Below are 15,128 nucleotides of genomic sequence, written 5' to 3'. Positions count from 1 at the left end.
TCTTGGAATAATTATCCTTATTTTAAAAGGCGATTGTTACAGCAATGTTACAATATCGACACAATATGTACACACAGAAAAGGGACTGCCTCTGAGACGGTCCCTTTTTTGTGTGGTTGGGGAATTTACTAAAATAGGCTCCTGTTCAATCATCCGACTGAACAGGAGCCTTTCCTTTTTATACTACAACTGCAGTTTGCAGATCAAGGTCCCCGGGACCGAAACTGCTTCATCTTGCAACAGACTTTATTAAAAAGCTGTAGTGTTTAAAATTTACGCATGTTTTACGTTCCTTTAACATAATCTTCCATTTATACGATTACAATGAAATTAACGATAAACTTTAGGAGGAATGGCCGGAATGAAAACTATCCTTGAAAGTATAAACGGTGAATGCAACCGCCGTGATTTTCTAAAACTGTCAGCCGGAGCCGTCTCCATGCTTTCATTTGCGTCGCTGCAGCTTCCCGCATTCGCCAAAAGCCCTGTCGCGCCCACCAAACTATCTTTGCAGGAATGTATGTCTATGAGCCCGATCGCCATGGCGGAAAAATCGCCCTATATCAAACCTGCCTATGAGTTTCTGCTAAAAACGGCGGGCGAAATCCAAAACCCCGAGCTACGCCGTACGACCTGTGAAATACTGAAAAATCCGGCCCCCCGCCTGCTGGAACTTTATCCGGATACTACGGCTAAAGAAACAGTTAAACAACGTCTGGTAGCTGCCGGTTACCTTAAAGCCAACGCGGCTCTGGATGAATTTTTACCCCCATGTTCCGATCCCGGCCAGACAGTAATTCCTTTCTTTGCGGCACCTGGCAGCGGCTATGGCAGTCATCACTCTTATCCAGGCGGCCTGGCCACTCACGTAGCTGTAAATGTCCAAGCCAGTATTGGCTTTTTCCATGCTTATAAAGAAACTTACGCCTGCCCATTGAATCGTGACATTATCATTGCCGCCCAATCACTGCACGATTTACATAAACCCTGGGTATTCCAATGGCAGGAAAATGGTGCCGCCAGAACCGAATACCCCATCGCCGGAACCGGGTCCCACCACATCCTCTCCATTGCCGAACTTATTCACCGCAAGCTGCCGTCCGAATTAATCGTCGCTATGGCCTGCGCCCATAATCATCCCGGCACGGATGCCGACGAGTCCGAAGTCGTCGGCTGGATTTCCGCAGCCTCCATTTTAGCCCAGCAAAATCCGGTTAAACTCGGCTTGCTCGCCCCGGATGGCAAAACCCTGCCTTTGCCCCGCCGTGCGGAAGGGTTCATCACCCATCTGGGCGACCATGACTGGGTTTTATCTGTTCCCGCCGCCAAATGGATGATTGCCAAACTGGAAGAAATCGCCCAAAAAGAGTTCAACATGACAAGTGCGGATCTAAAAACCAAAAAATTTTATGCATTGCGTAACTATGTTTTTTCTCAGGCTACCCTTGAACAACTTTATCTGCTCTGGACCGCTGAAGGTGAAACTGCACTGACCAATACCGTAAAATCAATAGTAACCCTTTAGCCACCCCTCCGGCACTGCCCTAAACCAGCTTCTGAGAACCGCTATTTGTCCAGTAAAGACGAATAGCGGTTCTGATTTTAGAAAAGCAGTTTGCTCCTGTTATCCGTTCTGCAATTCATCCAGCCCTTCAAACTGCATATTATAATATTTGGCATAGAGGCCGTTTTGAGCCAGCAGGGTTTCATGACTGCCCCGTTCCTGAATACCGTTATGGTTAATCACAATGATCTCATCGGCGTTGCGGATGGTACTGAGCCGGTGGGCTACCACAATGGTTGTCCGGTTTCGGGAAAGGCGCTCCAGCGAAGCCTGGATGTAGCGCTCACTCTCGTTATCCAGCGCGGAGGTGGCTTCATCCAGAATCAGAATGCCGGGGTTCTTCAAAAATACGCGGGCAATGGCAATCCGCTGTTTTTGCCCCCCGGAAAGCCGGGTCCCCCGCTCACCTACATAGCTGTTATAGCCGTCGGCAAGTCCGGTGATAAACTCATGGATATTGGCGTTTTTTGCCGCCTCGATGACTTCTTCATCCGTAGCCCCCGGCTTGCCGTAAGCAATATTTTCCCGTATCGTACCGGCAAACATATACACATCCTGCTGCACAATTCCGATGGCACTGCGCAATGATTTTAAGGTAACATCCCGGACGTCCTTGCCGTCAATCAGCACCGCACCACTGCTGACATCATAAAAACGCGGCAACAGCGAACACAAGGTGGTCTTGCCGCCGCCTGACGGTCCCACTAAAGCCACTGTTTTGCCGGCGTCAATGACAATATCCACTCCGTCCAGCACCTGGGTATCATGGTTATAGCGGAAAGAAACGTCGCGGTATTCAATATGCCCTATGACATTGCCCAACGGCAGGGCATCCGGTTTTTCCAGCACTTCCGGTATTGTATTCACAACTTCCACAAAGCGTTGAAAACCGGAATAACCTTTTTGGAACTGTTCTGTAAAGTTAATAAGCACATCAATAGGATTCATAAAAATCCCGATATACAAGGCATAGACGGCCAGGGCGGAAACTTCCAGCGTCCCCTCGGCAACAAAAAAACCGCCACTGACCAATACCGCCGTATACAATAATCCCTGAAATAAACCGTTTCCCGCGTGAAAACTTCCCATAATGCGATAGCTTTCCACTTTTGAATCTAAAAACTGCAGATTACTGTCGCAGAATTTTTCCCGTTCCAGTTCTTCATTGGCAAATGACTTAACCACACGAATGCCGGAAAGACTGTCCTGTACCCGCGAATTAACTCCGGCAATCTTTTTCCGGTTGTCCATAAAAACGGCTTTCATCTTCCGGTTTTTATAAATGCTGAAACCAATCATCAACAGTGTAACACCAAACAGAATCAAGGTCATTTTGACATTGAGAAATAGCAACAGGGCGAAGGAACCAAGAATTTTCAGACTGCAAATGAATAGATTCTCCGGTCCATGGTGGGCCAGTTCCGAAATGTCAAACAAGTCGGATACCAGCTTGGACATCATTTCGCCGGTATTGTTACGATCGTAATAAGAAAAAGAAAGCCGCTGATAGTGATCAAACAGATCCTGGCGCATATCGCTTTCCATCCGCGCCCCCATAATGTGCCCCCAGGTGGTTATATAATACTGGCAAAAATACCGGATACCGTACAGCACCGTCATGCCCGCAAGAATCAGCAACAGTACTGCCCGGATCTCTGCCGCACTCCTGGTAAAAACGCTGTGGGTAAGATAGTACAGAACCTGAGGAAAAGTAATGTCCACCAGGGCAACTCCTGATGCACAGACTAAGTCGGTAAAAAATAGCCGCCGATACGGCTTATAATACTGCAAAAATTTTAGCCAAATAGACATAGAGACCTCCGTTAGCATGATACAATCATTTCAGCTGAGACATACGTACTTGCTCAAATATCACCATATTTATTTAACAGTCATATCTTACCATAAACGGCCCCGGTTAAGCAAAAGCCTACACCGTTCAGCGGGTGTTAACTTTATAATAAATTGATTTGCCAACCAGTACATCGTAATATATCTATGCTTATGAACCTGTTCCCGGAGTTAAACGCGGATGCGCTGGAGGTTAGCGATGCTAACCAGAATGAGTTGATTGACGCTCCCTTGCCGAGTATTTATGCCTTGCACCAAAAACTGCTTTCCGGCCTAAGCTGGAAAGCAGTTTAATCTGGCGTGACCTTCGTTCGGTAAACAAAACCCGTTTGCACCTACTCCGGCGTGGAACTATGTATTAATCCGCTCCAGTCCATGCCGGATATTTTCCATTCGCTTTTCCCAGAATACCGTGTGTCATGGTGGATTCACCTTCTCTATATTACGTTCTGCGGTGTGCCGGCCAGCCATTGTCTGACATTCTCAAAAGCAATAATCGCTCTTTTTTCTAATGCCTCCTCTGTGGCAAAACCGATATGCGGCGCCAAAATGACATTGGAAACCTGCAGCAGGGGATGAGACGCCGGAATCGGCGGTTCCTGCTCGAAGACATCAAGGGCCGCCCCGGCTATTTTGCCTTGCTTTAATACAGCCGCCAATGCTTCCGAATCAACCACCGGCCCTCTGGCAGTATTAATTAATATCGCATTGGGTTTCATCAGTGCCAGTTTTTCTGCATTGATCAGCCCTTTGGTACCGCTGGTCAGCGGTACATGCAGCGATACAATATCGCAAACCGCCATCAATGTATCCAGATCAACATATTGGACACCGGCATCCGCCTTTTTGGTCCGGCTGTAGGCAAATATTTCACAGCCAAAAGCCTTCGCCAGGGCCGCTACCTTCAGCCCAATAGCCCCGGTACCAACAATCCCGAATTTTTTGCCCGACAATTCGAGCCCAATCAGCCCTTCCCTTGTTTTCCCCTGCTTCACGGCATTATGGCAGGCAATAATCCGGCGGTACAACCCCAATACCAGGGAAAATACCAGTTCACTCACCGCTTCATTGGAATAACCCGCACAGTTGCACACCATGATTTTCCTTTCCTGACAATAGGACATATCAATATGATCAACCCCGGTAAAGGCCACCGAGAGCATTTTCAGCTTTGAACATTTTTCGATGATTTCCCTACGGTAAGGCATATTCGCCAAAACCACAATATCAGCATCCTCCGACCTGGCGACGACTTCCCCTGTGCCGGCAGGTGCCGTGTCATAATATATCACTTCCGCCTGACTGCCTAGTTTCTCGGCAGCTATCTGCATAATTTTTTCTTTAGCCACTCCCAGCGGCTCTACAATGGAAATTTTCATCATTCCATCTCCCTCATTATATGGTGTTCATGTGCACATTTTCCCCACTTTCCTGTAATACCGCAGTTCTTCCTGTCCAAGCGATCTTATCTACTTGTTCGGCAGCTTCCCCTCCTTATCCCAGAACAGCTCCGTATTGTCAACCATAAAATTAGTAGTTGTTGACAATACGAAAGTAAGCGTTATAATAATTCTAACACCGCAATCCCGTTGCGGGCAAACACGGCCATCCGGTAAATTACCGGATTTCTCGTCCGTTCTTCTTATGATTGCGGCGTAACTTATTTTCCGAGGTGACCTGCTATGAGTAAAGGTATTTTTATTACAGCAACCGGGACGGATATAGGTAAAACCTACATTACGGCTCTGCTTGTCAAAAAGCTGCGCGACGACGGCCTAAACGCAGGCTACTATAAGCCTGCCCTAAGCGGCGCAGAGCATATAAACGGCGAATGGGTGCCCGGCGACTGTAGCTATGTGGCCAAAACCGCAGGGCTGGAGGTTCCGGCACGTTCGTTAACCTCTTATATGTATCGGACAGCCGTATCGCCCCATCTGGCGGCACAAATCGAACAGCATCCCATCGAAAGCGGTGTTATCCTTGCCGATTTTATCCGGTTTACGAAAATGTATGATTATCTCACCGTGGAAGGCTGCGGCGGCATCGTCTGTCCCCTGCGTCTGGACGATAAGCTTCTCATGCAGACAGATATTATAAAACTGCTGCAACTTGATGTATTGATTGTAGCCCCATCCGGACTGGGTTCCATCAACAGCACCGTCGTAACGGTGCATTATGCCCAAAGCCAGGGACTAACGGTCAAAGGCATTATTCTTAATCACTTTGATACTGCCAGTTATTTGCACCGGGACAACAAGGCCTGTATCGAACGCCTTCTGAAGCTGCCTGTAATTGCCTGTGTCGGCGACCATGCCGGCAATGTTACGCTGGATACGGCTGCCTTGTGCGGTCTTTATAAGGAGGTATTTTAAACATGAATCTCGCCCGAAAAGATATAGAGCACATTTGGCATCCCTGCTCACAAATGAAAGACTACGAGGAATTGCCGCCCATTATCATCGATCACGCCCAGGGCATATACCTGTACGACATTTATGGCAACCGCTATGCCGATGTTGTCAGTTCCTGGTGGTGCAATCTCCTGGGACACTGTAACCGGCGTATTAACAACGCGGTAAAAAAACAGCTCGACCAGTTGGAACATGTTATTTTTGCTAATTTTTCCCATAGGCCGGCCATTGAACTTTGCGAACGTCTTACCGGTATCCTTCCGGCCGGACTGACTAAGTTTTTCTTTACGGATAACGGTTCTTCCGCGGTTGAAGCAGCCCTGAAAATGAGTTTTCAGTATCACCACCAAACAGGCAGTCCGCAAAAAACACGGTTTATGGCCCTTAGCGATGCATACCACGGTGAAACGGTAGGCGCCTTATCCGTTAGCGGAGTTGACTTATATTCCCAGATGTATAAACCGTTATTGCTCGACATTATCCGGGTAGACGGACCGGACTGCTACCGTTGCCGGTACGGCAAGCACCGTGAAAGCTGTAATGCGGAATGTTTTTTGGCAGCAGAGCAGGCTTTTGCCGAGCATGCCCATGAAGTCTGCGCGTTTATAGCCGAACCGCTCGTGCAGGCTGCCGCCGGGATGAAAATGTATCCTCCGGCCTACCTCAGAAAACTTCGTCAGGCCTGTGACCACTATCAGGTACATCTGATCGCCGACGAAATTGCTACAGGCTTCGGCCGAACCGGCAGTATGTTTGCCTGCGACCAGGCCGGTATTTCCCCGGATATGCTCTGCCTGTCCAAAGGGCTGACCGGCGGCTATATGCCCATGGCCCTCGTTGTAACCACCCAAACCCTCTATGATGCCTTTTACGACGACTACAGCGCCGGCAAGGCCTTCCTGCACAGTCATACCTATAGCGGCAATCCCCTGGCCTGTGCGGCGGCCAACGCAGTGCTCAGCATCATGCAGGAAGAAAAAATTTTGGAAAAAGCCAATGAAAATGCCGGATATTTTCACCGGTTGGTGCACGAAACATTGAGTTCCCACCCTCATGTCGGCGATATCCGCTCCACCGGTTTAATCAATGCCATTGAACTGGTAGCCGACCGTTCCGGTAAAAAATCCTTTTCTGCCAAACAGCGCATCGGTTATCAAATCTACAAAAAGGCTCTGAAAAAAGGTGTTCTCCTCCGCCCGCTGGGGGATGTGCTGTATTTTAATCCACCCCTGGTCATCAATCGCGGGGAAATGGATTTTGTAGTCTCGGTTTGCCATGAATGCCTGCAGGAAGTTCTGGGGTAACCTGAACTTCTTCCTTCCGCTCTGCAGTCTCTCTTTACTGCAGCAGGTTTATTTCCTGCCGGTGAAGTCCGTTTTTGCAGGATTCCGGACTTACCACGGCATGCAGGAAACCGACCGCAAATCCTCCGTATTATGCTGGAAGAATAACAACCTGTCATTTACACAGAAGCACCGCCACATCATTGACATTGGTTCCCGTTGGCCCGGTAAAAATCAGTCCTTCGGACGCCAGCAGGGCATGATACGCATTATTATCGCTAAGATATTCCCCGATTTTTATTTTTTTCTCCAATAAACGAACCTTTGTCTGCCCGTCAACTAAACCGCCTGCCGCGTCAGTCGGACCATCCGTTCCATCCGACCCCAGGGAAAAAATAAGGGTATCGGGTAAACCGGCAATTTCTTCGGCAGCAGCCAGGGCAAACTCCTGATTCCGCCCGCCTTTCCCCTGCCCGGTTACAGTGACCACCGTCTCCCCGCCGGCAATAATGGCACAGGGGCGCACAAACGAACTCGTTCCGTCGGAAATCGCTTTCGCAATAGCCGCCAGGAACCTGCCGCCTTCTTTGGCTTCACAATCCATCTGTGTGGTAAGAATCCAGGGCTGATAGCCTAATCCCCGGGCTATCCCGGCCATGTGCGAACAAAGAAACCGGACACTGCCGGTAACTATCGTTTCCACATGATCGATCCGCTTCGGGGTTTCGACCCGGAGTTTTGCCAAAACAGGTTCGGGCAGAACTAATTTATATTTCTTGATAATGGCCAGTGCCTCTTCCGCTGTTGACTGATCGGCACACGCCGGACCGGATGCAATCATATCCGGCCGGTCTCCCAGTACATCGGACAACACGATGGACACCATGCCGGCCGGACGGCAGGCTTGTGCAAACCGGCCCCCCTTTACCCCGGACAACCGTTTGCGGATAGTATTGATCTCTACAATACCGGCACCACTGGCCAACAACTGACCGGTTATCCGGCTGAGATCAGCAAGCGTTACCCCGTCGACCGGTTTTTCAAACAAGGCGGAGCCTCCTCCCGACACCAGAAATAACACCGTATCTTCCCTCTTAAGGCTACTGACCATGTCCAGCACTTTTTCCGTTCCCAGCAGCGTATTTTCGTCCGGCACCGGGTGCCCCGCTTCGATAATATCCATACCGGTCAAAGCCCCTTGCGCATGGCCGTATTTTGTAATAACCACACCGGCCGTAATCGGTTCCGCCAACACTTCCTGAGCCGCCTTGGCCATAGCATAGGCGGCCTTTCCGATTGCCACCAGATACACCCGTCCCGGGAATTGCCTCCCCTGCAGAGCTTCTTTGACAGCCGCCTGCGGCAACACGGCAGTAATGCCCTGCCGTATCATAGTCTCGGCATCCTGATGGATATTGCCCATACTCCCCCTCCTTTGCTTAAAAATGGAAAATCATGCCTTGCAAAGCATTGGCCTCAACACTCCCCTGCAGACATGATTTCCCTAAAAACGCTTTATTAACTTATTAACTCACCACGTTAACCGGTTTTCCGGCCAGATAAGCGGTTATATTCTCTACGGCAATATTCAGCAGCCGGGCCCGTGATTCTTTAGGCGCCCAGGCAATATGCGGCGTTAAAATGCAATGGGGAGCCTGTAACAGCGGGCTGTCCGCCGGGATAGGTTCGGTTTCCACAACATCGAAGGCAGCAGCAAAAACCTGCCCGCTTTGTAACGCCGCTGCCAGGTCTTTTTCCACAATCAACGGTCCGCGCGACGTATTAATAATAATCACGCCGGGTTTCATTTTCGCCAGAGAGGCGGCATTGATCATTCCCTGGGTAGCCGGAAATAACGGACAATGCAGGCTGATCACATCCGCTTTTGCATAAAGTTCTTCCAGTTCCACATATTGCAGCCATTCTGTTTCCAAGGTCTTGTTCGGGGAGTTGTCATACGCCAGCACCTTCATGCCAAATGCATTGGCAATCCGCGCCGTGGCTTGCCCGATTCTGCCGAAACCAATAATTCCCATAGTTTTATCCTTTAATTCGATCAGCGGATAGTTCCAAAAGCTAAAATCACCGCTTTTCACCCACTGTCCGCTGCGGACTGCCGCATCATGAGCGCCTACATGATGACAGATTTCCAAAAGTAAGGCAAACACGAACTGGGACACGGCACTGGTACCATAGGTCGGGATATTGGTCACCACAATATTTCGCTCCTTTGCGGCCGCGACATCAACTACATTGTATCCTGTTGCCAATACCCCGACATAACCGATTTGCGGACATGCAGCAAAAATTTCTCGGGTTATAGGTGTTTTATTGGTAATAACAATTTGGGCGTCACCAATACGTTCAATAATCTTATCGGCCGGTGTCCGGTCATATACCGTACATTGCCCGATCCTTTCCAAAGCGCTCCAGCTCAAATCACCCGGATTTAATGTATAACCGTCTAAGACAACCATTTTCACTGAATCCACCCCTTTTCGCAAAAGACAGATTACGAATCGTCACTGCTTGCCTAAAAAACACGCGATACTCACGCCTCCGGCCGGCATTTAAAAATCAATTCTTCCCATACTTGGATAGAATTTTCAACTGCATACTCTCCGGAAGCAGCATCGCGTTCTTCTACGGCGGTCAGCAGCCTTTTGTGCGTCTCATTAGATTCCAGGCTAAAATAGGTATGGTTACGTATACTCTGTAAAGTATACGGTTGAAAATACTCCATTACAAAGCGGTAAATTTTTTCTAAAAGTCTGTTCTTGGTCAATTTACCGAGAATATAATGAAATTCCATATCACAGGCCAGCAGCTCATCGTAATTTTTATCTTCCGAATGTTTTAATGTTTCCATTGATTCATAACACTGCCTCAATAACTTTATATCCTCTTCTCCGGCATTTTTAATAGCCAGCCGTATTACGTCCTTTTCCAGTAAAACGCGCAATTCTTTTAATTCGTCAAACTCGGGCGCTGACAGAATAAAGCTGAAAAGCAGCGGATCAAACAGTACTTTGCCTTCGATATCCGATGAGACGTAGGTGCCATCGCCCCGCTTGATTTCCACAATCCCAAAAGCCGACAGAATTTTCATCGCTTCCCGGATCGAACCCCGGCTGACCGACAATAGCTTGGCCAGCTCCATTTCTGCCGGCAAACGGTCACCAGGCACAATTTTTTTAGTAAGCAGTAACTCTTTAATGCTGTTAATAACATAATCAACCGACGATTCGTTGGGTTTTGGTGACAGCATGCCTGAAATAGCAAGCTCATTGTCGTTTTTCATATCCACCGTTTTCTTTACCCCTTTTTCCGCAAAATCCGCATCATAATTGTCTACATTATATCATCAGACATTTTACCAATGCAATTCAGGATTTGTTGCGGAGGTGCAGGAGCATTTATGATTATTGCCGCTCCGGATGAAGCATTGTCGCTATACTGCGGTCCAGAACCTCATCCTCCCAGATCTTTTTCCAGTCTTCCCTCAGGACCAGCTTATTGCCAAGTTCAATAGCCACCATACAGGCATCGGAAACCTTGGCATTCAATTTTCCCAGAAAATTAGCGGACAAATTGTAAATATGCCCCGATAAAAAGGACTCCGCTGCCGCCCGGGGAATTCCCCTTCTTTCCGCTTCTTTCACCGTTTCGGCCATAGCATATAATGTGGTGGCGCCAAGAATCTCTACCAGCGTCGGCTCCAGGAAAGCGATATCACGTACGCCCATTACATAGCTGTTAACCACCGGCGAAAACATGATTTCACTGACCTGTCTGGCTTGGGCAAAATTTTCGTCACAGCCTTGAATTTTAGCCATCACAATATCCTGTTTACCGGCTACGCCTCCAAAATAATCCTGTCTGGCTTCCGGAGTATCCTGATCCAAAAAATATGAGGGATGGCAGGGATGCGTCACAACAAAAGTACAATCTTCCCGCAAAGCCAGTTCTTTGGCCACAGCTGCCGCAGGGTCCAGAATAATCAAGGTACTGTTCGGTGCCATCATGTTCACAATGCCGGTGGATACTTGATAAATCACCTTATCCGGAACGGCTAAAATAATAATATTACTTTTCGGCACAGCCACTTCCGCAGGAGTTACCTCAAGACCCCGGTCCCGGATGCCCCGAATGCCGGTTTCGGACGCTTCACATAAATGCAAGGCAATTGTCTCCGGATGTTTCACCAGGTTATTGCTGACTCTTGTTCCCATTTTTCCGCCCGCACCAATTACGGTGACAGTAATTTTTTCACTCATCACAAAGCCTCCTGTTTTTTGTTATATGCCCGCTTTACTGCAGCTACAATGTCTTGTACCGACATGCCATAATAATCGAGAACCTCTTCCGCAGCTCCGGAGCTGGGAAAGACATCCTGCAATCCTACACGTTCAATGCGGACGGGACACTCTTCACTGCTTACTTTCGCAATGGCGTCGCCCAGCCCGCCGATGATATTATGATCCTCTACCGTCACGGCTGTCCCGCAATCCTTTAATACCCGTGCGATGGCCTTCGTGTCCAGAGGTTTCAAGGTCGGCACATCGACAAGTGTCACCCCGATCCCCTGTTGCCTGAGGATAGACGCCGCCTCTACCGCCCGGTTTACAATAAAGCCATTGGCGAACAGGGCCACATCTTTCCCGTACTCGTTTAGAACATGTATTTTACCCAGCGCAAACGGAGTCTCTGCATCATAAACTATATGCTCCCGTCCGCTTCCGGCACGGATATACACGGGTCCTTCAATAGCTGCGGCTGCTTTGACCGCCTGGTACATTTGATGGGCGTCGGCCGGAACAATCACGGTAATACCCGGTATCGTACGTACAATCCCCAGGTCCTCAAAAAACTGATGCGTAACCCCTTCCTTTTCTCCGGAGAATATGCCGCCATTAATGCCCACCAGCTTTACGTTCAAGCCCGGATAGGCTGCAAAGGTCCGCATCTGCTCCCCCGCCCGCATGGTAATGAATCCGCTGTAAGTACCTACAAACGGAATCAAACCGGTACTAGCCAGTCCGGCTGCCACACCTACTGCATTCTGCTCGGCAATCCCGACTTCAATGTATTTATCCGGAAATGCAGCGGCAAAGGCGGTGGCGCGCATGGCTTTTAACGAGTCTGCCGATACAAATAAAATCCGGTCATCTTGTGCTGCCAATTCCATAACAGCTTGCGCAAAAGCTTCCCGTGTTCCTTTATAATTAGCCATTTACTATGCCCCCTAACACTTCATTTGCCGTTGCTAATTGCTCGGCTGTGGGAATTCGTTTATGCCAGGAATTATCATTCTCCATAAAAGATAAGCCCTTCCCCTTGATCGTATTGGCAATGATGACCGAAGGTTTTTCACTCTGTTTGGCGTTTTCAACAGCCTCGCTGATTTGTACAAAATCATGCCCGTCAATCACTTGGCAATACCAGTTAAAGGCTTGCCATTTAGGCAGAAGAGGGAGCAAACCGCTAACGGTTTCCACCTTATCCCCACTCTGCCAGCCATTATGGTCAACAAAGGCAATCAGGTTGTTAAGCTTGTATTTGCTTGCACACATAGCCGCTTCCCAGACCAATCCTTCCTGTAATTCACCATCGCCCATAATGGTGTAGGTATAATAAGATTTTCCCCGGTACTTAGCGGCTATAGCCATCCCGACTGCCAATGATAACCCGTTGCCTAATGAACCGGAGGTCATATCAATTCCGGGTGTTTTATTCATATCGGGATGCCCCTGTAACATTCTTCCCATTTTACGTAGTCCGTCAAATTCTGTTGTGGGAAAATAGCCCCGGCGGGCTAGCGCCGCATATAAAGCAGGACAGGCATGCCCCTTGGAAAGAACGAAGCGGTCGCGGTCCGGCCATCCGGCTTCCGCCGGATTGATATTCATTTCTTTGAAGTAAAGCGCTGTGATCATATCCGCGGCAGAAAATGCCGGTCCCGGATGTCCGTCCTGTGCTTCATAAACCATTTTCATGACATCCAGCCGAATCTGGTTAGCCATGGCCTGCAAATCTACAAGAGCTTTTTGCTGCATCATGCTTATCGCCCCTTTTTAAATAACTTAAACATCAAACATATGATGTTTTACCTTTACCTTATCATATAAAAAAATACCCTGTCAATCTATTTCTTTTTAAACATTTCGTAAATTATATAATTTTTAATATTTTCAGTTTATTATTGACAACGAGTTTGTCCTTACCTTACAATTAGGTCAAACATTAAACGTATGATGTTTTACTTTTCTTGAGGAGGGGATTACTGTATTGTATCTTTACTACTCGGATGCTAGTGTTTATATCAAACAGCTTTGTTGCCAAATCCTTAACTGACGCTAATGCCCCGATAAAAATGCAAAGGAGAATGTATAAATATGACAGCGACTCAGCCTCAGTTTAACGAAGAGCGGCTTATTAACAAATTGCGTTGGCGAATTGTTCCCTATATCTTTGTCCTGTATATAGTAGCGATGATGGACCGGGTTAATATTAGCTTTGCCGCATTGGAAATGAATAAAGCGTTAGGTATCAGCGCCACCACCTTCGGTATTATCGCCGGTATCTTCTTTATTGCTTATTTCTTTTTTGAGGTCCCCAGCAATGTATTGATGCATAAATTAGGCTGCCGTATCTGGATAGCCCGCATTCTGATTACCTGGGGTTTAGTAACTGTAGGGACCGGCTTCATCCAAAATGCTACACAGCTTGGTATTTTGCGCATTCTGCTTGGAATTGCCGAAGCCGGTTTCTATCCCGGCATGATTTTATATATGACCTATTGGTTTCCATCAAAATATCTTGCAAAAACCATTGCCATCTTCATGACCGGCATGGCGCTCAATAACATTATCACCGGTCCTCTTTCGACCTGGATTATGGATCATGTCCATTGGCTGGGACTGGATGGCTGGCGCTGGCTGTTTATTATTGAAGGATTACCGGCCGTGATCCTGGGCATTACCACTCTTTTCTATCTGGTCGACCGGCCGGAACAAGCCAAGTTCCTAACTAAGGATGAAAAAGAATGGCTGGTTAACCAACTGCAACAGGAGCATGAGGCTAAAATACAGAAAACCAAAGTTTCCAAATGGGAAGTTTTAAAAAATGCCAGGGTGTGGCATCTTTCCGTTATTTTCTTCGGTTATGTATGCGCCATGTACGGCCTGAGCATGTGGATGCCTCAGATTATTAAAGCGCTGGGCAAAACGCTGACCAATACCCAGGTCGGCTTTATCTCTACGATTCCTTATATTTGCGGTGTAATGGCAATGATCGCTGTCGGCCGGCATTCCGATAAAACCATGGAACGCCGTTATCATGTCGGCCTGCCTATTTCAACGGCTTTTATCGGGCTAATCGCGCTTACGATGACCAATGACATGGTCTGGTCAATGGTTTGGATTACTTTTAGCATCATCGGCATTTACGGTTTTGCCGGGACATTCTGGACACTTCCCAGTGCATTTCTTTCAGAGGAGACCGCTGCCGTCGGTATTGCGCTTATCAATTCCATTGCTAATCTTGGCGGCTTTCTTGGTCCCTACGCGGTCGGCTATTTGAAAGATGTTACCGGCTCCACAACGGTCAGCATGTATGTCCTTGCCTCCTGTGCTTTAGTTACTTGCTTATTGACTCTGGCCATCCCGGAAAAATTAATCAATAGCCATACTGCCAATTCCGATATGCAAAAAACCATGCCACCAAACGCCATCCATACCTCGAAATAATCACATTTTTGGCTGTTTCGGCGTACGCTCCGTTGCCAGTTCGAAGGCAAAAGGTCCTCCACAATAGTTACCGTTTTTCCCCTGGCGTCTTAACCACAAAGCTAGCTCATAGCCTACTAAACCGCCACCGATAATGACCGTGCTCGCCCCGGCTTCCTGTTTGCCCATCAACACCTCTTCCGCCGTAAACACCTTTTGGTCGTCACCCAGGCGAGTGGAATGGCTGGAGCAAAGCATGGCTCTGCTCCGGGAACAAACGGGTGCAAATCAA

13 protein-coding genes are annotated in these 15,128 nt (G+C 48.2%); 4 read left to right on the top strand and 9 right to left on the bottom strand.

The window, feature by feature from the left end; all coding sequences use genetic code 11:
* The first annotated feature begins 361 nt into the window (after nt 1–361).
* On the top strand, nt 362–1,525 hold the full coding sequence (locus tag P22_RS14710) for a TAT (twin-arginine translocation) pathway signal sequence (RefSeq protein WP_216598087.1): 1,164 nt from the start codon (nt 362–364) through the stop codon (nt 1,523–1,525).
* 99 nt (nt 1,526–1,624) lie between these two features.
* Here the strand turns inward: P22_RS14710 and P22_RS14705 are convergent, their stop codons facing one another.
* Nucleotides 1,625–3,376 carry an ABC transporter ATP-binding protein gene (locus P22_RS14705; RefSeq protein WP_054260984.1) on the bottom strand — a complete coding sequence of 584 codons (1,752 nt, stop codon included), beginning with the start codon at nt 3,374–3,376 and terminating at the stop codon, nt 1,625–1,627.
* Nucleotides 3,377–3,852: 476 nt separating this feature from the next.
* Nucleotides 3,853–4,797: a 2-hydroxyacid dehydrogenase gene (locus P22_RS14700; protein WP_235814669.1), complete on the bottom strand. Its 945-nt coding sequence runs from the start codon at nt 4,795–4,797 to the stop codon at nt 3,853–3,855.
* A 300-nt stretch (nt 4,798–5,097) separates the two neighbouring features.
* Between P22_RS14700 and bioD the strand changes: the two genes are divergently transcribed.
* Both bioD and bioA read left to right on the top strand, forming a co-directional pair.
* Nucleotides 5,098–5,787 (top strand): dethiobiotin synthase, encoded by a 690-nt coding sequence (gene bioD / locus P22_RS14695; RefSeq protein ID WP_054260982.1) that lies wholly within the window; start codon nt 5,098–5,100, stop codon nt 5,785–5,787.
* Nucleotides 5,788–5,789: 2 nt separating this feature from the next.
* Nucleotides 5,790–7,130 carry an adenosylmethionine--8-amino-7-oxononanoate transaminase gene (bioA, locus tag P22_RS14690; RefSeq protein ID WP_054260981.1) on the top strand — a complete coding sequence of 447 codons (1,341 nt, stop codon included), beginning with the start codon at nt 5,790–5,792 and terminating at the stop codon, nt 7,128–7,130.
* Nucleotides 7,131–7,284: 154 nt separating this feature from the next.
* Here the strand turns inward: bioA and P22_RS14685 are convergent, their stop codons facing one another.
* The 6 genes from P22_RS14685 to P22_RS14660 form a co-directional block, all read right to left on the bottom strand.
* Nucleotides 7,285–8,532 (bottom strand): glycerate kinase type-2 family protein, encoded by a 1,248-nt coding sequence (locus tag P22_RS14685; RefSeq protein ID WP_054260980.1) that lies wholly within the window; start codon nt 8,530–8,532, stop codon nt 7,285–7,287.
* Nucleotides 8,533–8,635: 103 nt separating this feature from the next.
* Nucleotides 8,636–9,592, bottom strand: coding sequence for a D-2-hydroxyacid dehydrogenase (locus tag P22_RS14680; RefSeq protein ID WP_054260979.1), 957 nt, complete (start codon nt 9,590–9,592; stop codon nt 8,636–8,638).
* A 68-nt stretch (nt 9,593–9,660) separates the two neighbouring features.
* Nucleotides 9,661–10,410 (bottom strand): FadR/GntR family transcriptional regulator, encoded by a 750-nt coding sequence (locus P22_RS14675; protein ID WP_235814670.1) that lies wholly within the window; start codon nt 10,408–10,410, stop codon nt 9,661–9,663.
* Between the two features lie 121 nt (nt 10,411–10,531).
* Entirely contained in the window at nt 10,532–11,386 is an 855-nt protein-coding gene (locus tag P22_RS14670) for a phosphogluconate dehydrogenase C-terminal domain-containing protein (RefSeq protein WP_054260977.1), read from the bottom strand.
* Nucleotides 11,386–12,342: a transketolase family protein gene (locus P22_RS14665; RefSeq protein ID WP_054260976.1), complete on the bottom strand. Its 957-nt coding sequence runs from the start codon at nt 12,340–12,342 to the stop codon at nt 11,386–11,388. The genes P22_RS14670 and P22_RS14665 overlap by 1 nt, the downstream gene beginning before the upstream one ends.
* Nucleotides 12,335–13,168, bottom strand: coding sequence for a transketolase (locus P22_RS14660; RefSeq protein WP_054260975.1), 834 nt, complete (start codon nt 13,166–13,168; stop codon nt 12,335–12,337). Before P22_RS14660 ends, P22_RS14665 begins: the two co-directional genes overlap by 8 nt.
* 336 nt (nt 13,169–13,504) lie before the next feature.
* On the opposite strand from P22_RS14660, the gene P22_RS14655 reads away from it, so the two are divergent.
* On the top strand, nt 13,505–14,857 hold the full coding sequence (locus tag P22_RS14655; protein WP_054260974.1) for an MFS transporter: 1,353 nt from the start codon (nt 13,505–13,507) through the stop codon (nt 14,855–14,857).
* Here P22_RS14655 and P22_RS14650 read toward each other — a convergent pair whose 3' ends face one another.
* Nucleotides 14,858–15,094 carry a hypothetical protein gene (locus P22_RS14650; protein ID WP_054260973.1) on the bottom strand — a complete coding sequence of 79 codons (237 nt, stop codon included), beginning with the start codon at nt 15,092–15,094 and terminating at the stop codon, nt 14,858–14,860. It lies immediately after the preceding gene.
* Nucleotides 15,095–15,128 lie beyond the last annotated feature (34 nt).

It is taken from the genome of Propionispora sp. 2/2-37 (assembly GCF_001298735.1).
Taxonomy (GTDB): Bacteria; Bacillota; Negativicutes; order Propionisporales; family Propionisporaceae; genus Propionispora.
The sequence above is the reverse complement of the archived record's forward strand: the minus strand, read 5'-3'. Positions and strand labels throughout refer to the sequence as shown.